The following is a 20,372-nucleotide window of genomic DNA, read 5'->3' on the forward strand; positions in this document are numbered from 1 at the left end:
AAACGAGTTGCGAAAAGCTGCCTATGCGACTATAAGCTAATCCCAACTGTCAGGTAAAAAACACCTGCCTGTTGGGATTTTCTTATAGTCGATAGGCAAAACGCTTTTCTCCGCTCTCTGTTTTAGTCCCAGGCTGGTACAGAAGATCCTTTGGAGGATTCTGCGATTACTTCTTTAGTGTCTTCTGCTTGATAAGCTTCTACGACTTTTTGGTACAATTCGTTTTCTGTATCTTCGGCACGTGCTACGATGATGTTGATGTAGGGTTCAGAGTTGTCATCGACTGGTTCTAGGAAGATAGCGTCTTCTACAGGGACGAATCCTGCATCAACTGCCATACCGCTGTTAATGATGGAAACAGCTACGTCAGGAAGAGAGCGGGCTGTTTGAGCAGCATCTAGTTCTTGGATCTCAAGGTTTAAAGGGTTATCTGTAATATCGTTCACTGTAGGTGTTGTTTCAGCTGCAGGATCAACTGTAATCAAACCAGCTGTTTGCAACAAGAGCAATGCGCGGCCCCCGTTGGTAATGTCATTTGGAATCGCCACAACATCGCCATCTTTGATTTCTTCAATAGAAGTAAGGTTTTGAGAATAAATACCAAGTGGAGCGATCACGGTATTTCCGATAGCTGTTAAATCTGTTCCACTATCTTCGTTGTAAGAATCTAAGAAGATTTGATGTTGGAAAGAGTTCAAGTCTACTTCGCCTTCATCCAATGCGTTATTGGGTTGTGCGTAGTCAGTGAATTTTACTAATTCTAACGTAATACCGTCTTCTTCTAACTTATCTGCTACAAAATCCCACACATCTTGATCTTCTCCGATAACACCCAATGTAACTGTTTGGTCTTCATCTCCTGCAGCTGTATTCCCGCAAGCTGCTAAGACCAAAGCCCCAAATCCTAATACGATACTAGATAATAATTTTTTGCTGTTTTTCATGATGATTTCTCCCTTTTATGTGTTTTAGTTTGATTAATGACTGGTTTTTTTGACAAAATAATTTCCAAGAGCCTGACTGATAAAAACGATCAACAGAATTAGTAAAGTAGCTACAAGAGTGACATCCGATTGGAATCGATTGTATCCTCGGGCGATAGCTAAGTTTCCTAAGCCGCCGCCGCCAATAGCTCCTGCCATTGCTGTTAATCCCACTAAATTAATAATTGTTAAAGAGGATACACGGATGATGGGCGTTAACCCTTCTTTCAAATACACTCTAAATATAATTTCAAGAGGACTCGAGCCCATCGCTTCAGCTGCTTCAATTACACCAGGATCAATTTCTAGTAAAGCATTTTGTATTTGTCGAGCAAAAAATGGTGTTGTCCCTACGATTAAAGGAATAATAGCAGCAGAAGTCCCAATGGAAGTTCCTACAACCAATCGTGTGAAAGGTACGATCAATGTCATCATAATAATGAAAGGTACGGAACGGAAAATATTAATAAATTGATCTAAAAAATTATAGATACGCTTATTTACGAGGATTCCTTTTGGTCCTGTAACCACTAGAATAATCCCTAGGAAGATTCCTAAAACTCCCGCAATAGCTGCAGTCAATAAGACCATGTAAATCGTTTGGATAAAGCTTTCAAGCACTTCATCTTGAATTTCAATTACATTTGGAAAATAAGTATTTAAGAATTGAGACATGATTCATTTCCCCTTTAACCGATTTTTTGTTTTTGTTTGAATTGAATGACTTTTTCAGACTGACTTGTCAGAATTTCCACAGCAACATTTTTACTGGCTAGATAAGACAAGGCTTTTTGTTTTTGAGCTGGTTCTCCAGATAAAACGACCAATAAATTTCCTACCGGCGTTTCTTGCAATATCTCCACATTCCCAAAGAGAATATTGGTAGAGACATGGAACCGACTGGATAATGTAGCGATTAAAGGTTCGCTGGTATTGGAACCGACATAAGAAATGTTGGCTAAGGTATCGTCTCCTTGCAAGTTCAATAGAGTAGGGTGGTTCAATATTTTTTCTAATGCTTGGTCCACATGAGTAGCCGTGTTGATAAATTCTTTTGTTATTTGCTCTTGAGGCTGGGTGAAGATAGAAACCAAACCCCCGTCTTCAACAACATGCCCATTTTCCATTACAGCTACTTTGTTGCAGATTTCTTTGACCACTTGCATTTCATGAGTAATGATGACGATAGTTAATGACAAGCGCTCATTCAATTCTTTCAACAAGCTTAAAATAGAAAGGGTAGTCTTAGGATCTAAAGCACTTGTGGCTTCATCACAAAGCAGCACATCTGGATCATTCGCTAATGCTCTTGCTATAGCTACTCGTTGCTTTTGCCCACCGGAAAGTTGAGAAGGAAAAGCGTCGATTTTGTCTGAAAGTCCTACTAAATCAAGTAAATCGGCTACCTTTTGTTGAATAGCTGATTTGCTGAGCCCTGACTTACGTAGGGGATAAGCAATATTGCCAGCTACGGTGCGCGAATCCATCAGATTAAAGTGTTGGAAGATCATTCCAATCTTTTTCCGCGCAGCCCGCAACCCGCTAGGATTTAGTGCCAAAAGATCTTTTCCAGCAACGATTACTTTTCCGCTAGTAGGGCGTTGCAATAAGTTGATTGTTCGAACCAACGTGCTTTTTCCGGCACCACTGTATCCGACAATTCCATAAACATCTCCTTTATCTACTGAAAGCGAAACCTCTTCAACAGCTTTAATTGGTGCATTTGCACTTCCAAAAGTAACTCCAATATCTTTTAATGTAATCATTTAATGTCCTCCTCAAATTTTTTCTCAACTGGTACAAGAGCTAAATGCTTTTTACTGCTCTCTGTTTTTGAAACGAGCTGCGCAAGCCTGACTTCCTATGATTTCATTTCTGCTTTTTGTTGGTAAAAACCACCAACTAAAAGCAGAAAATGAACTCTACGGAAGTCAAAACGGCTGGCCCCGCTCTCTATAAGAAACGAGCTGCGCATGGCAGCTTTCGCGTCTATAAGCTAAACGCTTTTCTTCGTTCTCTAATAAAAAAAGCGCTCGTCCTTTTCTATAATTGTTTATAGAAAAGGACGAACGCTTTTTTGTTCGTGTTACCACCTTTTTTCAAGATTCCCTCACAGAAATCTCCTCATCAAGTACCTGAACAAATTGCTCAGAGACTCTAGCACTGTAATGGGTGCGCCCATGATAGCCTTGTGCTTTTCAGCATTCGGTATCCCGCTCAGAGGCCATTTTCCTTCGATGTCTAGCAAACCTGTTCTCAGCAATTCAGGCTCTCTGTTGTTGCTTTTTAAAGAAGTACTTTTCTCGTCAATGCGTTAGTAGAAAGAGTTATTTAATTGTAAAAAAAATCGTCCTTAACAAAAGCCAATGATTGGCTTTTGTTAAGGACGATAGCTATAGTCGCTTCGTGTTACCACCTTAATTTATAAACTTATTGCTAAGTTTACCTCTATCAGTACAAAAGACAAATGCATCTTTTCATACTGGGGCACTGTAACGGGTGCTTCCCGTAATAAGCTATATCTCTTGGATAGTCGCTTATTCCACTCAAAGACCATCTTCTGTCAGGCGCGTCTGCTTATTTTCACCAACCATAAGCTCTCTAATGAGAGTTGCCAAACTTACTCTTCTTTTCATCGTGTTTTTGTATGTGTGAACTTGTTTATTAATATACCGGTCATTTATGAGGAAGTCAACAGAAAAATGATAAAAAAATGAAAAAATAATAAATAGAAACTTCTCGTTACGAAAAATTTCCGACTAAAAAAGACCTTAAAGGGTGATTTAGGAGGAAGTAGTGGCGTTTATTCTTCAAGTGAAAATCGAATTGGAACTCACTTGACTAGCAAAATGAGTTTACTCATCAAACGGAGACGAGATGGAAGCTCATATGAAGAATAAAACAGCTTTACTCCTCAAATGAACCCGAAACGGGATTCCACTTGAGGAGTAAACACGATTCTTCCTAAATCAAACTGAAATTTCGATTGTATTTGCCGAGAAATCCGTTGTAGAAAGTGAGGAAAGAGTGTATAGTTGCCTATGGAAGATAGACAACTGTCTTCAAAAAAACAGAGTAGGAAATAAAGCGTTAAGTGCTGAGAGGATGGGATGTTGCCTCTCGGACGAAAAATTGACCCTGTCGATTTGCGGTTTTATTTTCGCATTCGCTGCATAATAGATATGTGGGGAGCTCATAAAGGAGATCTTCAATATGAAAAAAATGAAGTTTGATGCTAGAACCATCTCAAAGATTGCCTTGCTGATGGCGCTGGACATTATTTTGACACGCTTTGTTTCCATTCAAACACCGATTGTACGCATCGGATTTGGCTTTTTGCCTACCGCAATGATCGGGATGTTGTTTGGACCAATGGCAGCAGGGATAGCTGGGGCATTGACCGATATTGCCGGTATCTTTTTATTCGGTGGTTCTGGACCATTTTTCCCAGGCTTCACTCTATCGGCATTTCTAGGCAGCTTTATCTATGGTGTTTTTCTGCACAATAAGCCTAAATCGCTATGGCGGATTAGTTTAGCCGTACTGGTGATTACAATCTTCGTCAATTTAGGGTTAAATACATTATGGGTATATATTTTAACGGAAGAAGCAGCTTTAGCCATTTTACCAGCACGTTTGATCCAAAATGCCATTCTTGCTCCGGTACGTGTAGCGGTAATTTATTTTGTTGCAAATAACCCTACCATTCGTAAAGCTATGCAATTGAAAGATTAACAAACAAATAATCAGCAGGCTGTGTTCTTTATAGATAAAGAATCCAGCCTGTTTTTTTGTGCTGCTATAAGTTTTCAAGTTTTGAGGGATAACAACATTTAATGAGGAGCGTAGAAGTCGTAGTTATGGAACTCGAATATAATTAAGGTTGGAATCTTATTAAATTTTGTCTAGTCTAAGCCAATTATTGCAGTCACGTTTAAACGAAAAAGGCAGAAGCAAACTTAAGGTATTGACTAAAATTGTGAAAATGGTTAAGATAATGAGTATAAAATGAGAAAAAGAAAAAGGGGACAGTGGATGAGATGACAATCAAGCGATTTGGAGAAAAAATTGATGGAATAACGTATACGTTAAGAGTCGGTATTCACTTGATTGTTTTGAATTCAACATACGATAAAATCTTACTGGTTTCACCTCCGAATGGTTCTTATTTATTGCCAGGGGGAGAAAGAGAACTAAATGAAACACACGTTGAAACACTTAAGCGTGAGGCAATGGAAGAACTGGGGTTTGAAATCAAAGTAGGAGAATACTTAGGGGAAGCAGATGAGTACTATTACTCATCTCATCGAAAACAATATTATCATAATCCTGCACACTTTTACGTGGCAACTTCTTGGAATAGGGTCAGCGAACCGTTAGAAGATTTCAATACGCTGAAATGGACAACTATTCCTGAAGCTATATCTCTATTAAAAAGGGGAAGCCATCGTTGGGCTGTTGAACAATTCGCTAAGCAGTAATTTCTTTTTCTCATTATGAAACAAAAAAAACCGTTGAGACTTGAGTCTCAACGGTTTTTTTTGCAGCTAGCGTTTATTCTTCGCCAACGTATTCTTTAGTTTTTACAGTAACATCGATATTTCCTTGTGTTGCTTTTGAGTAAGGGCAGTACTTGTGAGCTTTTTCTGCCAGTTCTTGTACTTTTGCGTCTTCTAAACCTTCAACAGCCACTTCGATAACGGCAGCTAATTTAAAACCTCCGTCAGTCGGGTCGCTTAATAAGTTGATGGTCAGCGTAACTTCTGATTTATTGGAAATTTTTTCTTCTTTTTTGTAGTGTTCTAGTGCTGAGTGGTAGCAAGCACTGTACCCCAAGGCAAATAATTGTTCTGGGTTGCTTCCTTGTCCTGGACCGCCCATTTCTTTTGGAGTAGATACTTTTACAGAAAAAGAGCCATCTGGTAAGCGGCTTTCTCCGACGCGGCCTCCAACATTAATCGCAGTAGTGGAATATTTTACTTCTGATTCAGTCATTTGATAAAATCTCCTCTCACTTATTTATTCTTACATCTTTCATTATACAAAGTACAGATCAGAATGCGAATAAAACGATTTTTGCTATTGAGAGATCAGGGCATCAAAGCAAATTTTTCAATGACAGTTGCTACGCCATCATTTGCGTTCGTGTCGGTTACATAAGTGGCATTTTCTTTTACTTTAGGGACCGCATTTCCCATAGCTACTCCAAGACCTGCAAATTCGATCATGTCTAAGTCATTTTCATTATCGCCTATGGCCATTACTTCATCTTGAGTGAAACCTAATATATCGATAAGGCTTTTTAAAGCTTGTCCTTTACTGGCAGAAGGATGGAGGATTTCTAAATAAAAAGGTTCGCTTCGCAAAACAGTATAGCGATCAACAAAATCCTTCGACAATCGTTTGATTCCTTCATCCAAAACAGCTGGTTCATCAATCATCATCATTTTACTGATTGAAATCTGTTTATCCATTTCTTCCACAGCACGATATTTTAAAGGCATTTGAACTAACATAGCTTCACGTACAGTATAAGCACTGATATCTTTATTAGAAGTATACATAGCATCTTGGGTAGTCGTATGGTAATGCACACCGGCTTTTCGACTCATTTCTTCTACACGATAAAAATCGTCAATATCTAAAGTATGATGAGAAATGACTTCTCCTGTATGTGTATCCTGGACTAATGCGCCATTATACGTGATGGCATAGTCGCCGTTGTTTCTTAAATCTAATTCTGTTAAGTAATCTGTCACTCCTGGTAAGGGGCGCCCAGTGCTCAATACAATTTTGATTCCAGCTTCTTTAGCTTTTAGTAAAGTTTCTTTTACGCGTTTACTGATCACTCTTTCAGGCGTCAATAACGTTCCATCGATATCAATGGCAATTAATTTTATCGGCATTTTTATTAGAGCTCCTCTTTAGTCAATCAATTTTTTAGAATGCAAATTTTTCAATAGCAGTTGCTACACCATCATGAGCGTTGCTGTCTGTGACGTAATCGCTGGCTTCTTTAGCCGCCAGAGAAGCGTTACCCATAGCCACTCCCATTCCAGCAAATTCCAACATATCCAAATCATTTCCATTGTCGCCAATCGCCATGATTTCTTCTCTGGGAATATTCAGAATAGCTGCCAAATCTCTGAGTGCTTGTCCTTTACTAGCAGATTTATTCAATACTTCTAAGAAAAAGTCTTCGCTTCTCAATAAAGTATATTTTTCAGCGAATGCTGACGGAATTTTAGAAATAGCTTCTTCTAAAATCTCTTTGGGATCAACAAACATGATTTTACTGATCAATAACGAGGGATCCATTTCTTCAGCTGTACGATAACGAAGCGGAACGGTGGTTAAGAAAGATTCTCTTACAGAGTAGTAACTGATATCTTTATTGGTCGTATACACTCCAGTGTCGTTTACTGCGTGACAATGAATACCCAGCTCTCGACCAAGTCCATCTACTTCAAGAAAATCTGCATAGTCCATTGTATGGTGAGCAAGGATTTTCCCATCATTTGATTGCTGAACTAAAGCGCCGTTGTAAGTAATGACGTGGCCGCCTTCGTTTTGCAAGTCCAATTCTTCCAATAGCGGTAATACGCCGGGCAATGGTCTTCCAGAGCAGAGAACAAGCTTGATGCCTTTTGATTGGGCAATAGCCAGAGTCTCAGCTACTTTTGGTGATACGGTTCTATCAGGGAGTAATAAGGTACCATCTAAATCTAGGGCAATTAATGAGATTTTCACAAAATAAAACTCCTTTTTTAATTATTGTCGGTTGGATGGTAAACAGCTCCATTTTTAAGGTAGCGCGAAAAGCCTGCATACAATTCTTCAAACAATGTGATTTCCATTGATTTGTCCGGTTTTAGAAACTCTTTCGGGACATAAAAACGTTCGTCGCCGTATTCTTTTCCAGCGATGGAAGTGACCAGAGCGCTGGCTTGAGACAATTCGATAAAACTTCCATCAGGATAGATCAATTCGATTTGAGTGATTTCATTGTCTGTTTCGGGACGGTAAAAGTCGTATGGTAAATCGTAACTATTGTTGACAGCTGTGTAGTATTCTGTGTCGTAACCAGCTTTTTGAATCAACTCACTCAGCTTATCCAGAATATCTGTATCGGTTTCTTTTGAAAAAGTGACTGATTTAAAAGGTTTCCGGTCTAAAAAGCGCGATGCCAGATCACTTAAAATAGGGTCTTGATCGTCACGCCATAATGTAAAGTACGTATTTAAAACACCATCATCTAAAGCCAGATAGTCTTTCAAAGTGAACTCTTCTTTAAAAAAGGGTACCAATAGAGAAAAACTGTGTTTAAAGGTAACTTCTGGATTTTCGTAGACTGTTTTAGCTCGTTTCAGTAAATGGTCCAAAATAACTTCCATCCCCCGAGAGACACGGTGGAAATAAACTTGCATGTACATTTGATAGCGGCTGACGATGTAATCTTCAACAGCATGCATTCCTTGTATCTGAAAAGCAATCCCGTCTTTATAAGGTCGGATTACACGCAAGATACGGGTCAAATCAAAAGTGCCGTAATTGACTCCGGTAAAATAAGCATCTCGTATCAAGTAATCCATCCGGTCAGCGTCGATCTGACTGGAAATCAATTGCACGACCTGAGGGTTAGGGTAAGTTTTTTCAATCACGCTGGCTACTTTTGCAGGAAAGTCTAAACTGACACGAGACAATACTTGGTTGACTTCGGTTTCTGGTGAAAGAATAATCGCCACCGTCAATTCTTCGTGATCAGTATGGAAAATACTTTCAAAAGTGTGTGAGTAAGGGCCATGTCCGATATCGTGTAAGAGTGCCGCACACAGTGCAACCAATCGTTCATTGTCATCCCAGCCACCATCTCCAGGGTTTTTCATAGCATAATTACGCAAGAATTTGTCACAAATGCGGCGCGTGATCTCATAGACTCCAAGGGAATGACCAAAGCGAGAATGTTCTCCGCCATGAAAAGTGAAAGAGGTGGTCCCTAATTGTTTGATACGGCGCAAACGTTGAAATTCTTTTGTGTTGATCAAATCTAGGATAACTTGGTGCTGAACATGAATATAATCATGAACCGGATCTCTAAAAACTTGTTCCATTGGTAATAACTGATTGGTTTCATACATTAGGTTCATCCAACAGCCTCCTGTCTAGTTTGTCTTGGAGCATTTGTTCATTTCTGCGGATCATTTTTTGAAAAGCTGTTTCGTATTCTTCCATGATCTCATTTGAATAAATTCCTTTAGAAACAGTACTATTCATTTCAGATAAAGCTTTTAAAATATGTTCTTTCATATCGCTGAGTGTCATAGTGACCTCCAGGAGATCTTCCAAGGTGGCCATGACTTGCGGATCAACGTTGGGGTAATGCCATTTCACTGTTTCATTTTGTAAACCAACTTGATAAAAGTCGCGGATCAATTCAGCTCGCTTAGTCTGGTTTCCATTTACACTGATATAAATCATAACAGCAATCCCGTTTTTTATTCGACGTTGTGCGATGCCGGCAAATTTCTTGCCGCCGATACTCAAATCGAAGTCTCCGGGACAATAAGAATCTTCAATTTCATAGGCTTCAATTGTCTTTCCGTATTGTTTTAAGGCTAAATGAACCAGCAATAGCATGATAGAATAGCCTTCATCAATCGGGATGCGTTGGTTATCGCGTTCAGGTAAAATAATGGAGAAATTGAGCACCCCTTCGTCGCCCACCACAGCTAATCCCCCGGAGTTGCGGACGATATAATCTGCTCCGGCATCTTTCAAAACCGCTAAAGCTTTGCTGAAAAAGGGCAATTTTGTGTCCATCATTCCTAAAATAATTAAATTCGAAGTCGGCCAAAAATGGATAATCGATTCCTGATTTTTTCCTGCAGCTATCAGTAGAGCATCTGCTAAAGCGAAATGGGAAAGGGTTTGATTTTTAAAAGGCATTGTTTCAGCATCGTATTGAAGAAACGATTGCTGAGCAATATAATCGGTTGTTTTTAAAGAAGTCATGCGTTTGACGTACTCCAATCTTTATCAGCCATCCATATAAAATGACTAGTTAATAGTCTAATTGCCATTATTATACCAAATGAGTGTTAGAAATAGGGAAATAAACGCAAAGACTTGGAAGGATTTTATTTATGGAAAATCATTCATTAAGAGAATATAGTAAAGTAAGAGAGATTTCTATGCTAAAATAGAAGAGACTTGATGAAGTAAGGTGTCAAAACCAGACAGATAGAAAACTGCTAGAGGTGAAAAAATGGATTTAACAAAAGGAATGCCGGCAAAAATACACGTTGAGACAGCTATCACTCAAAATAATGATACAGAAAAATTTTTCTTCGATGAAAAAGGAAAAGTTGTTCAAATGGGTGGCTCGTATTATATACGTTATGAGGAAAACTATGAGGAGCAAGGACGAATTCCTGTCACATTTAAAATTGAACCGAATGGTATCGTTACTTTAACGCGTAAAGGCGAAATGACCACTCGATTAAAATTTGAGCAAGGAAAAAGCTATGAGACGCTTTATCGTACTCCACAAGGCGGAGTTTATGTAGACACGGTGACCCGTCAATTGCAGATCAGCTACACAGACAATCCTTTCTCCGGGAAGGTATTTATCGGATACGATTTGTTTATGGGAAAAGAAAAGTTAGGAGAATACAATTTACAATTGCTTTTTACTGTTTAACTATTGTAAGATAGAGAGTAGACTCTTGAAAGGACGGAACTTTAATGGAACTAACACAATTTGATGGACAAATTAGAAGTGAATTGTCAATGATTGAAGTTGCTCATGCTATTTTGGAACAAACAGGTGAAGTCATGGATTTCACGGATTTGTTGAAAGAAATTATCGATTACTTAGATTTAACAGATGAAAAAGTTGAAAAAGAAATGCCGCAATTTTATACAAACTTAAATATTGATGGTAGTTTTATTTCCCTTGGAGATAACCGCTGGGGATTACGTTCATGGTATCCAATCGATTCTATTGATGAAGAATTAACTCATGATAATGATAACGAAGACGAAAGACCACGCCGTCGTAAAAAAGCTAAAACTGCTTATGGTGACGAAATTGATTACAATGCAGATGATCCTGAAGACTCTGACGAATACGAAGAAGAAGAAGTCGTTGAAGAAGATGAAGAAGAGGACGACAAAGGAACTGTTTATGGTGGACGTGTAGATGTATCTGATCATGGTGTCTTGATTGATGAGGAAGATGAGGAAGACCTTGGCGAATACAAAGAAGACTTGACAGCTTTAGGAGCAGACGATGACGAAGAAGATGAATTGCCGGATGGTGTAGAAGGCGATTTAACATTGATTGAAGATGAAGATGACGAACAAGATGAAGAAGATTTCTAATCTTCGTTAGGTCCCATCTTTAACCCATGGCACAAAAAACTCTCTATTCAAAAAGGAATAGAGAGTTTTTTTGCAGAGAAAAGTAGTGAGACTAATTGTCTATTTTAAATAGACATAATGAAAACACGTTATTTTTTTCAATTTTCATGGAAAAATAAGTTAGAGTCTGGTACAATTGGAGCGTCGGCTAAGTTCATTAGCACACAAAGATATCTCTGAGGAGGCAACAAAGTATGACTCGTTTAGTAAGCATGACAGATATGTTACAAAAAGGGTTGAAAGGTCACTACGCAATTGGTCAATTCAACATCAACAATTTAGAATGGACTCAAGCTGTATTGACTGCTGCACAAGAAGAAAAATCACCGGTAATTTTAGGGGTTTCAGAAGGCGCAGCAAAATATATGGGCGGTTTTAAAGTAGTAGCAGCTATGGTGGAAGCTTTAATGGAAACTATGGAAATCACAGTTCCAGTAGCGTTGCACTTAGACCATGGTTCGTCTTTAGCAAACTGTACTGCAGCTATCGATGCTGGATTTTCTTCAGTAATGATCGATAACTCAAAATTCCCAATTGAAGAAAATATTGCAGCAACAAAATCTGTTGTAGAATATGCTCATTCAAAAGGCGCTTCAGTTGAAGCTGAAGTTGGGTCTGTTGGTGGTACTGAAGATGGCGTTACAGGCGGAGTTTTATATGCAGACGCTCAAGAATGCAAACGTATGGTTGAAGAAGCTGGTATTGATGCATTAGCAGCAGCACTAGGTTCTGTACATGGGGATTACGATGGCGAACCAGTACTAGGTTTTGATGAAATGAAAGAAATCTCTGAATTAACTGGTGCTCCATTAGTATTACACGGTGGATCAGGAATTCCAGAATTCCAAATTAAAAAAGCTATTGAATACGGCCACACTAAAATCAACGTTAATACTGAATTACAACAAGTTTGGGCTAAGAAAACTCGTGAAGTTATCGCAAACAATGCGACAGTTTACGACCCACGTAAAATTGTTGGACCAGGTAAAGAAGATATTACTGCAACAACAAAAGCAAAAATGCGTGAATTTGGTTCATCTGGCCAAGCTTAATGCATGACTTTAAATAGATGATTAATGCCTTTTCCTTCGGGAGAAGGTTTTTTTGTTGAAAAAAAGCTGACTATGATCATTTTTTAGACACTATTTCGTTGCTTTTGACCTCTGCCGCTATATAACACAGCGATGACAGGATATGACAAAAATATTTTCTTGGTTAAAGTTGTTTCAACTTTCCGTTTGAAGCGTTTGTTTGGTCTATAATAGTTGTCAGATAAGGTGCGATGTAGTAGAATAGTGCTAATGTCTTACAGTTTTTTATACTGCCATAAAACTGAACAGGAGAGCATACATCCTTAAAAGCAGCGTATCAAAGAGCACTTTTTTCTAAGTGGCCAGATTCGCTGAATCCTCGCTAGTCACCAATTTTATTTTCATTGATCTCATTTCTCATAGCACTGAACAACAAAACTACAAAAGTAGTTAGAGTAATATCATTTATCAGAGTGAGAAGAGATTTAGCGAAGAATCTTTTTTTGATTGTGGTCTTCCAATTTTTATGTATAGAGTAAGGGTATTATGCTGTCAAGAGAGTTACTAAGAAAACGAAAATCGTGTGATCCTTATTGAATAGAACTAGATTGATCATCCAAAAAAATAAAACGAACGTATAACTATAAGTGAGGTAATGAAACAAATGAAAAAAATTGTCGTCCGTGGTGGTAAACAATTGTCTGGAGAAATCACCATTAGTGGAGCTAAAAACAGTACTGTCGCGTTGATCCCAGCTACAATTCTTGCAGACTCACCGGTAACGTTAGAAGGTGTGCCTGATATTCAAGATGTGCACTCATTGATTGAAATATTAAATGATATGAATGTAAAAACGAATTTTGATGGTTCTACATTAGTGGTAGACCCCACAGAAATGATTTCGATTCCGATGCCCAATGGTAAAATAAAAAGTTTAAGAGCTTCTTATTATTTTATGGGTGCTTTATTAACTAAGTTTGGAAAAGGTGTTGTTGGTTTACCTGGAGGTTGTTTCTTAGGTCCTCGTCCAATCGATCAACATTTAAAAGGTTTTAGAGCTTTAGGAGCTACTGTAGACAATGAAATGGGAGCTATGTATTTAAAAACTTCAGAAGAAGGATTGACTGGAACGCGGATTTATATGGATGTCGTGTCTATCGGAGCCACCATTAATGTAATGTTGGCATCGGCTAAGGCAAAAGGCAAAACCATTATTGAAAATGCAGCCAGAGAGCCTGAAATTATTGATGTAGCTACTTTATTGAATAATATGGGAGCTAAAGTACGTGGAGCAGGTACGGATGTAATTCGTATCGAAGGTGTCGAAGAAATGCATGGCTGTCGTCATACGATTATTCCAGATCGTATTGAAGCAGGTACCTACCTAGCCATGGCTGGAGCAGTTGGGAAAGATGTTCTTGTACAAAGCGTTATCGTAGAACACATTGAAGGTCTATTAGCAAAAATGGAAGAAATGGGCGTACCGATGGAAATTGGAGAAGACAGCGTGCGTGTTAAAGAAGCGACTGACTTAAAACCTGTTTCTGTCAAAGCTGTACCTTACCCTGGATTTGCAACAGATTTGCAACAACCTCTTACTCCTTTACTGCTTAAAGCAGGCGGAGAATCGATCATCAAAGATACGATTTATCCTAAACGAGTTAAACATATTCCGGAATTAGTGCGTATGGGTGCCAAAGCGAGAGTAGAAAGTGATATTATTATCTTAGAGGGTCCAAACGAATTAACTGGTGTGGAAGTTGAAGCGAGTGATTTAAGAGCAGGAGCATGTTTAGTTACTGCCGGATTAATGGCTCAAGGAACAACGATCATCACTGGCGTTGAAAATATCCTCAGAGGTTATGATCATATCATAGAAAAACTGACCAACCTCGGAGCAGATATTGAAATGATAGAAGAATAGAGAGCGGAACAAACCGTTTAGGCCTTCGTAGAGTTCGACTTTCAGTTTTAATTGGGTGCTTTTCCCAATAAAAACTGAAAATCGAACTCATAGAAGAACTGGTTTGCACAGCTCATTTAATAGAGAGCAGAGAAGAGCGTTTAGACTTCCGTAGAGTTCGATTTTAACTTGTCATTGGCGTTTTTTGCCAATAACAAGTTAAAACGAAATCATAGGAAGGCTGCTCTTCGCAGCTCGTTTAAATAGAGAGCAGAGCGTGGCGTATGGCGCTTAGACTTTTGTAGACCTCATTTTTTCCCAACTAAAAGAAAAATGAAGTCATAGAGAGTCTGCCATGCGCAACTCATTTTAATAAAAGACTGGAGTGAGGGGCAAATTTATGGATGAGATCTTAACATTGAAGGAATTAGAAAGCAAAACACTAAAGGAAATTTACCAATATGCTAAAGCATTAAAAATTCCCTATTACAGCCAAATGAATAAAAAAGAGCTTTCTTTAGCAGTTATTCGTGCACAGGAGGAGAAACAAGGCTTCTTTATTGTAGAAGGTGTACTGGATATTATGGACCAACAAGATTTTGGGTTTTTACGTCCAATCAACTACACACCTAGTAAAGAAGATATTTATATTTCCGGCTCTCAAATCAAACGTTTTGGTTTAAGAAATGGAGACAAAGTTTCAGGTAAAGCTAGACCTCCTAAACCATCTGAACGATATTATGGTTTGATGCACGTTAACTTAGTAAACGATAAGAATCCTGAAGATGCAAAAGAACGGTCACATTTTCCAGCCCTGACACCTCTTTATCCAGACAAACAGATTGTCTTAGAAACAGCTCAAACAAAGGTTTCTACTCGGATCATAGATGTCGTTTCTCCAGTTGGTTTTGGACAGCGTGGATTAATAGTTGCACCGCCAAAAGCTGGTAAAACAGTCTTGCTGAAAGACATTGCTAATGGAATTGCAGAGAATTATCCAGATGTCGAACTGATTTTATTGCTGATCGATGAACGACCAGAAGAAGTGACTGACTTAGAACGTACGGTTAAAGGTGAAGTCGTATCTTCTACTTTTGACCAAATGCCTCAAAATCATGTCCGTGTTTCGGAACTTGTTCTTGAAAGAGCTATGCGGTTGGTGGAAGATAAGCGAGACGTAGTGATTTTAATGGACAGCATCACTCGTTTAGCAAGAGCTTATAATTTAGTCATTCCTCCAAGTGGACGGACATTAAGCGGTGGTATCGATCCAGCTGCTTTGTACAAACCTAAAAAATTCTTTGGGGCTGCTCGTAATATTGAAGAAGGTGGAAGTTTAACGATATTGGCTACCGCTTTAGTCGATACAGGAAGCCGTATGGATGATATTATCTATGAAGAGTTTAAAGGGACTGGGAACTCTGAACTGCATCTTTCAAGAGAATTGGCGGAAAGACGTATTTTTCCGGCAATCGATATCAAAAAATCTGGAACTCGAAAAGAAGAATTGTTGCTTAGCGGAAGTCGCGTAGAGTCGATTTGGAAAGTACGTCATGCAATGACGGGAGAATCTTTAGAGTTTACGGATCAATTTATTCGAGCTTTAAGAAAAGCGAAAACAAATAATGAGTTCTTTGACACTTTCTCGGCTTCAGCATTGGCCCAGCCTAAAAACTATCGGAATAATCGTCGATAGCATTGCGATGGAGTAAAGTAAAAGACTCTTAATCAAGGTCAGAAAAATTAATTGCAATCATCTGCTAAACATGATAATATGCTATTGTTGTGAAAAAAACAGCGAATAACTCTGGTTCAGCAAATGATCCAGGGCATAAGGAGAGATATAACTATGAAACAAGAAATCCATCCAGGATATAATCAAGTTGTATTTATGGATACAACTACAGGGTACAAATTTTTATCAGGATCAACTAAATCTTCAGATGAAACAGTTGAATGGGAAGATGGAAACACATATCCATTAATCCGTGTTGAAATTTCTTCTGATTCTCACCCGTTCTACACTGGACGTCAAAAATTTACTCAAGCAGATGGACGTGTGGACCGTTTCAACAAGAAATATGGTCTTGCAGATACAAACAAAGAAAAATAAATCAACTATCCTTTATTGTGATGATTGGTCAAAACTCTTCGAAACTTTTTCGAAGAGTTTTTTTTGACTTAAAAATAAAATTGACGGACAGACTTAAGCGAGATTGTAACGTTATTTTCATCATATTGATACAGTATGAGAGGAATTTTGTAGTACAATAAAGATGACTATAACACGAGGAGAATGTATTGTGGAAAACGATTTTATTTATGTCCACTTGGACAGCGTCTCTAATTCAGTTTTGAACAAAGGGGTCAGCTTTTCAGGTTATAAGGACATTATACAACAACCACTGAAGAATTTATTGTTGCTGAATGCTGCAAAAGACACCGGCGAATACGATTCTCATACGGGCTTTCGGGTAATTCGTGGAGCACAAAAAGTGGAAGAATTTTTAACTAGTGAAGCTTACCACACATACATTAAAAAACTGGGCAAATGGATTGATTTTCAAAGCTTGGATTTATTACACGAATTAACACCTGTAGAAATCTCTGAATTGCTTTATGTTGCACATGCTTATACTTCGCTGCACTCACCTTTCTATTACAAGCTGCAAAATAACTTTATCGTACTTACCTTAGCAGATGGCTTTACAAAAATTTACTGTCGTGATTTAAATTTATTTTATGATTTTTTTGCTCGGGAAATTACGAATCGAGTAAATGAGTGTGTCAATGAAAAACGGATTCTATTTAAAAAACCGAAAAAAATCGAAACCATTCCACTTGAACTGACCCATGAACTGACACCTCTGTTGAGAGAAGGTGCTGCGCTGTCTTTTTCGAAAATAACTTCTCGAGACACTGTTTCAGAAATAGGGGTTTACTTAGTAGAAGATCGAGTTCGAAATTTGCAATCCCAAATGAAAGAAAGCGAGTTAATGTCTTTGGTGCTTTATGATCACCAAGAACAAAAGTGGTCAATCAAGGAATTGCAACCTTTGGCTCCAAGTTTGTAAAAGTAAGGACTACTAGCTGAAAGAAGTATCGGACAGCATAAAAAGGGCATTGTGTCACAAATATTTAACGCCCAGGAAACCTAGGATTCTAAATTGAAATATGATACAATTACAGCTGAATTATCGCTAATAACTGATTTATAATGATAAGTCCGAAACGTGGAGGAACAATAATGAAAATTTTTCTTTTATATGGTGGGAAAAGTGCAGAGCATGACATATCTATATTGACTGCATACTCTATCATTCAAGAAATTTATTATCAATATTATGAAGTGGAACCCATTTACATTACTCGAACTGGCCAATGGATTCGAGGACCGATTGTACACCAAGCGGATGAAATTACGTCAGCGAAAGCGTTGCGTATGGAACCATCAGAACAAAAAGGATTTACGAAAGATGATCTTGTATCATCAACCGGCCAACTGATTAAACCGAGCGAGATCCAAGAAGAAAATGCCGTCATTTTCCCAGCTCTTCACGGGCCGAATGGAGAGGATGGAACTGTACAAGGTTTATTTGAAGTGTTGAATATGCCTTATGTTGGGGCTGGAGTGTTAGCCAGCGCTGCCGGTATGGATAAGATTGTTACAAAACACTTATTCCATCAAGCGGGACTGCCCCAGGTACCTTATGAACCGATCACTAAATTTGATTGGGAAAACCAGCGGGAACAAGTCTTTATTCGTTGTGAAGGTTCATTGATTTATCCGATGTATGTTAAACCAGCAAACATGGGATCCAGCGTAGGAATCAATAAAGCCACTAATCGTGAAGAACTGGAAGAAGCCGTTCGTCAGGCCTTCCAATATGATCGCAGAGTGGTAGTCGAGCAGGGTATCGAAGAAGCGCGAGAAGTTGAGGTAGCTTTATTGGGTAATGATGACATTCATACATCTGTCCCAGGAGAATTACTGAAAGATGTAGATTTTTATGATTATGAATCAAAATACATCAGCAATGAAGTGCAAATGCAAATACCAGCTGCTTTAACCGAAGAGCTGACCGCTAAATTAAGGTCGTACGCAGTTCGTGCGTTCCAAGCGATTGATGGAAATGGATTAAGTCGTTGCGACTTCTTCCTAACCAATAATGGAGAGATTTTTGTAAATGAGATCAATACAATGCCTGGGTTTACTGCATATAGTATGTATCCATTATTGTGGAAAAATACAGGTTTGCATTACGGCGACTTGGTGGAAGAATTGATTCAATTAGCCTTGAAACGGTTTGAAGAACGCCAAGGGTTTCAACAAAAAAATTATGATGCAATGAAGTAAAAGAAAAATAATAGGCTAAAGGGGCTTGACTATGCATTTTCAGTCCAGCCTCTTTTTTTATGGAGGAATAACAATGATTTCTTTATCAGTAAAAGAAACTGCCCAAGCTTTAAAGAGTTTAAACGACACAAGCAAATGGGATAATGTGGAAATTACAGCAGTTGGCTTTGATACTCGAAAAATGGTTTCCGGTTCTTTATTTGTTCCATTGATTGGAGAGAGCGATGGACATCAGTTTATCCAAAGCGCAATCGAGAATGGTGCAAAAGCTGCATTATGGAGTGCTCCTTTGGAAGATGCACCAGCAGATTTTCCGGTAATTCTAGTAGAAGATACATTAATCGCGTTACAAGAATTAGCCCATTATTATTTGAAAAAAGTGGGTCCTAAAGTGGTCGCTATTACAGGAAGCAACGGGAAAACGACCACGAAAGATATGACCGATGCTGTTATGTCCAGCCGTTACTGTGTTTATAAGACCCAAGGCAATTTTAATAACCAAATAGGACTTCCGATTACAATTTTAAGCATGCCTGCTGACACAGAAGTAGTGATTTTAGAAATGGGTATGAGCGACAAAGGAGAAATCGAAGTCCTCTCTCGAATTGCAGAACCAGATATTGCCATCATTACGATGATCGGAGAATCACACATCGAGTTTCTAGGTTCTCGCGCCAATATTGCAGATGCAAAGATGGAGATCACGTCAGGGATGAAAGAAAACAGCTTACTGATTTATCCGGGAGAAGAAGAATTATTGGAAGAAAGAGTAAAAAAATTAAAAGGGATTCAACGAAAAACGTTCGGTACCAAAGAGTCAAATGATATTTATCCGTTACAAGTGAAAAATCAAATGCGCGAGACGTCATTTGTTACAAACGTAGATTCATCTATTGAAGTGAAAATTCCTGTCTTGGGTACTTACAATGTCAATAATGCTCTAGCTGCTTTAACAGCGGGTATGGCACTGGATATCCCAGTTAAGGAAAGTTACACGCCTTTGGCTAAGTTTCAATTGACTAAGAATCGTACGGAGTGGGATAAAGGAATCAATGGAAGTATGATTTTGAATGATTCTTATAATGCAAACCCAACAGCTATGAAACTGGTCATCGAAAATTTCAGTCAATTAGAAAGCAATGGAAAAAAATACGTTGTTTTAGGGGACATGCTGGAACTGGGCGATTTGTCAGAAGAATTGCATGTCAGTGTCAAAGAGGCTTTGGATCCAACTAAAATCAATGAAGTTTATTTATATGGAGCGGAAATGAAAGTATTACAAGAAGCTTTGCTGAGTGAAGGACGATTTGCCAAAGAAAATATCCATCACTTTACAGGAGACAAACACCCTTTAATAGAAGAAGTAAAACAAAAATTAGCGTTAGATGATTATATTTTGATCAAATCTAGTTTTGGAACTGATTTATTATCAGTGGTTGAAGCACTGAAAGCAGAGTAGAATAAAATAAGAACCGGATGTGTCTATTGAACCCCTTTCATTTAATAAGGAAACGTGTTCATTGGATACTCCGGTTAAATTTGTTGCCAAATAAGCATTTACATGGTAATATTACACAAGTTGCGAACCGGCAATAAATAAAAGTAATGAAAACACTGAGGGTTTAAGTAGCTCAGAAACGCAGAAAATAAGTAGCTTGTAAATACAAGCCTTTGAT

Annotated in this window: 19 protein-coding genes, 1 riboswitch and 2 other annotated features; of the genes, 11 read left to right on the forward strand and 8 right to left on the reverse strand. The window is 38.4% G+C overall.

Going from position 1 to position 20,372, the window contains the following annotated elements; all coding sequences use genetic code 11:
• Positions 1 to 122: 122 nt before the first annotated feature.
• Genes ACEN4I_RS05375 through ACEN4I_RS05385 form a run of 3 tightly spaced genes read right to left on the reverse strand, consistent with a single transcriptional unit; the run spans position 123 to position 2,749 of the window.
• Positions 123 to 944 carry a MetQ/NlpA family ABC transporter substrate-binding protein gene (locus tag ACEN4I_RS05375; protein ID WP_407102270.1) on the reverse strand — a complete coding sequence of 274 codons (822 nt, stop codon included), beginning with the start codon at positions 942 to 944 and terminating at the stop codon, positions 123 to 125.
• Positions 945 to 977: 33 nt separating this feature from the next.
• On the reverse strand, positions 978 to 1,658 hold the full coding sequence (locus ACEN4I_RS05380; RefSeq protein ID WP_407102269.1) for a methionine ABC transporter permease: 681 nt from the start codon (positions 1,656 to 1,658) through the stop codon (positions 978 to 980).
• A 14-nt stretch (positions 1,659 to 1,672) separates the two neighbouring features.
• On the reverse strand, positions 1,673 to 2,749 hold the full coding sequence (locus ACEN4I_RS05385) for a methionine ABC transporter ATP-binding protein (RefSeq protein ID WP_407102268.1): 1,077 nt from the start codon (positions 2,747 to 2,749) through the stop codon (positions 1,673 to 1,675).
• Between the two features lie 292 nt (positions 2,750 to 3,041).
• Positions 3,042 to 3,302: a binding site (T-box leader), on the reverse strand.
• Positions 3,303 to 3,362: 60 nt separating this feature from the next.
• Positions 3,363 to 3,628 (reverse strand) — a binding site (T-box leader).
• A 424-nt stretch (positions 3,629 to 4,052) separates the two neighbouring features.
• A riboswitch (THF riboswitch) is annotated at positions 4,053 to 4,157 on the forward strand.
• A gap of 39 nt (positions 4,158 to 4,196) precedes the next feature.
• Between ACEN4I_RS05385 and ACEN4I_RS05390 the strand changes: the two genes are divergently transcribed.
• Both ACEN4I_RS05390 and ACEN4I_RS05395 read left to right on the forward strand, forming a co-directional pair.
• Positions 4,197 to 4,718, forward strand: coding sequence for a folate family ECF transporter S component (locus ACEN4I_RS05390; RefSeq protein ID WP_407102267.1), 522 nt, complete (start codon positions 4,197 to 4,199; stop codon positions 4,716 to 4,718).
• A gap of 305 nt (positions 4,719 to 5,023) precedes the next feature.
• Positions 5,024 to 5,464, forward strand: coding sequence for an NUDIX hydrolase (locus ACEN4I_RS05395; protein ID WP_407102304.1), 441 nt, complete (start codon positions 5,024 to 5,026; stop codon positions 5,462 to 5,464).
• A gap of 73 nt (positions 5,465 to 5,537) precedes the next feature.
• On the opposite strand, the gene ACEN4I_RS05400 is transcribed toward ACEN4I_RS05395, so the two are convergent.
• The 5 genes from ACEN4I_RS05400 to ACEN4I_RS05420 form a co-directional block, all read right to left on the reverse strand.
• A complete protein-coding gene (locus ACEN4I_RS05400) occupies positions 5,538 to 5,978 on the reverse strand; it encodes an organic hydroperoxide resistance protein (protein WP_407102266.1) in 441 nt (146 codons plus the stop codon).
• A 95-nt stretch (positions 5,979 to 6,073) separates the two neighbouring features.
• Entirely contained in the window at positions 6,074 to 6,889 is an 816-nt protein-coding gene (yidA, locus tag ACEN4I_RS05405; protein WP_407096717.1) for a sugar-phosphatase, read from the reverse strand.
• 34 nt (positions 6,890 to 6,923) lie between these two features.
• The gene (gene yidA, locus ACEN4I_RS05410; RefSeq protein ID WP_407102265.1) at positions 6,924 to 7,733 is read right to left on the reverse strand and encodes a sugar-phosphatase; all 810 of its coding nucleotides are present in this window, start codon (positions 7,731 to 7,733) and stop codon (positions 6,924 to 6,926) included.
• A gap of 17 nt (positions 7,734 to 7,750) precedes the next feature.
• Complete coding sequence (locus tag ACEN4I_RS05415) at positions 7,751 to 9,130, reverse strand: HD domain-containing protein (protein WP_407102264.1); 1,380 nt, start codon at positions 9,128 to 9,130, stop codon at positions 7,751 to 7,753.
• Positions 9,114 to 9,995 (reverse strand): biotin/lipoate A/B protein ligase family protein, encoded by an 882-nt coding sequence (locus ACEN4I_RS05420; protein ID WP_407102263.1) that lies wholly within the window; start codon positions 9,993 to 9,995, stop codon positions 9,114 to 9,116. The genes ACEN4I_RS05415 and ACEN4I_RS05420 overlap by 17 nt, the downstream gene beginning before the upstream one ends.
• Positions 9,996 to 10,248: 253 nt before the next feature.
• On the opposite strand from ACEN4I_RS05420, the gene ACEN4I_RS05425 reads away from it, so the two are divergent.
• From ACEN4I_RS05425 to murF, 9 genes are all read left to right on the forward strand, one after another.
• Positions 10,249 to 10,683, forward strand: a complete 435-nt coding sequence (locus ACEN4I_RS05425; protein WP_407102262.1) for a DUF1934 domain-containing protein — start codon at positions 10,249 to 10,251, stop codon at positions 10,681 to 10,683.
• A gap of 44 nt (positions 10,684 to 10,727) precedes the next feature.
• Complete coding sequence (gene rpoE / locus ACEN4I_RS05430; RefSeq protein WP_407102261.1) at positions 10,728 to 11,366, forward strand: DNA-directed RNA polymerase subunit delta; 639 nt, start codon at positions 10,728 to 10,730, stop codon at positions 11,364 to 11,366.
• Positions 11,367 to 11,599: 233 nt separating this feature from the next.
• Positions 11,600 to 12,457: a class II fructose-1,6-bisphosphate aldolase gene (gene fba, locus ACEN4I_RS05435; RefSeq protein ID WP_407096723.1), complete on the forward strand. Its 858-nt coding sequence runs from the start codon at positions 11,600 to 11,602 to the stop codon at positions 12,455 to 12,457.
• A gap of 643 nt (positions 12,458 to 13,100) precedes the next feature.
• Positions 13,101 to 14,360: a UDP-N-acetylglucosamine 1-carboxyvinyltransferase gene (locus tag ACEN4I_RS05440; protein WP_407102303.1), complete on the forward strand. Its 1,260-nt coding sequence runs from the start codon at positions 13,101 to 13,103 to the stop codon at positions 14,358 to 14,360.
• A 379-nt stretch (positions 14,361 to 14,739) separates the two neighbouring features.
• Positions 14,740 to 16,035, forward strand: a complete 1,296-nt coding sequence (rho, locus tag ACEN4I_RS05445; protein ID WP_407102260.1) for a transcription termination factor Rho — start codon at positions 14,740 to 14,742, stop codon at positions 16,033 to 16,035.
• A 153-nt stretch (positions 16,036 to 16,188) separates the two neighbouring features.
• The gene (locus ACEN4I_RS05450; protein WP_407096726.1) at positions 16,189 to 16,452 is read left to right on the forward strand and encodes a type B 50S ribosomal protein L31; all 264 of its coding nucleotides are present in this window, start codon (positions 16,189 to 16,191) and stop codon (positions 16,450 to 16,452) included.
• Between the two features lie 190 nt (positions 16,453 to 16,642).
• Complete coding sequence (locus tag ACEN4I_RS05455; RefSeq protein WP_407096727.1) at positions 16,643 to 17,413, forward strand: hypothetical protein; 771 nt, start codon at positions 16,643 to 16,645, stop codon at positions 17,411 to 17,413.
• Between the two features lie 173 nt (positions 17,414 to 17,586).
• On the forward strand, positions 17,587 to 18,696 hold the full coding sequence (locus ACEN4I_RS05460; protein ID WP_407102258.1) for a D-alanine--D-alanine ligase: 1,110 nt from the start codon (positions 17,587 to 17,589) through the stop codon (positions 18,694 to 18,696).
• Between the two features lie 73 nt (positions 18,697 to 18,769).
• Complete coding sequence (gene murF, locus ACEN4I_RS05465) at positions 18,770 to 20,155, forward strand: UDP-N-acetylmuramoyl-tripeptide--D-alanyl-D-alanine ligase (RefSeq protein ID WP_407096729.1); 1,386 nt, start codon at positions 18,770 to 18,772, stop codon at positions 20,153 to 20,155.
• Positions 20,156 to 20,372: the final 217 nt, after the last annotated feature.

The sequence above is a fragment of the Desemzia sp. FAM 23990 genome, assembly GCF_045528485.1.
Taxonomy (GTDB): Bacteria; Bacillota; Bacilli; order Lactobacillales; family Carnobacteriaceae; genus Desemzia.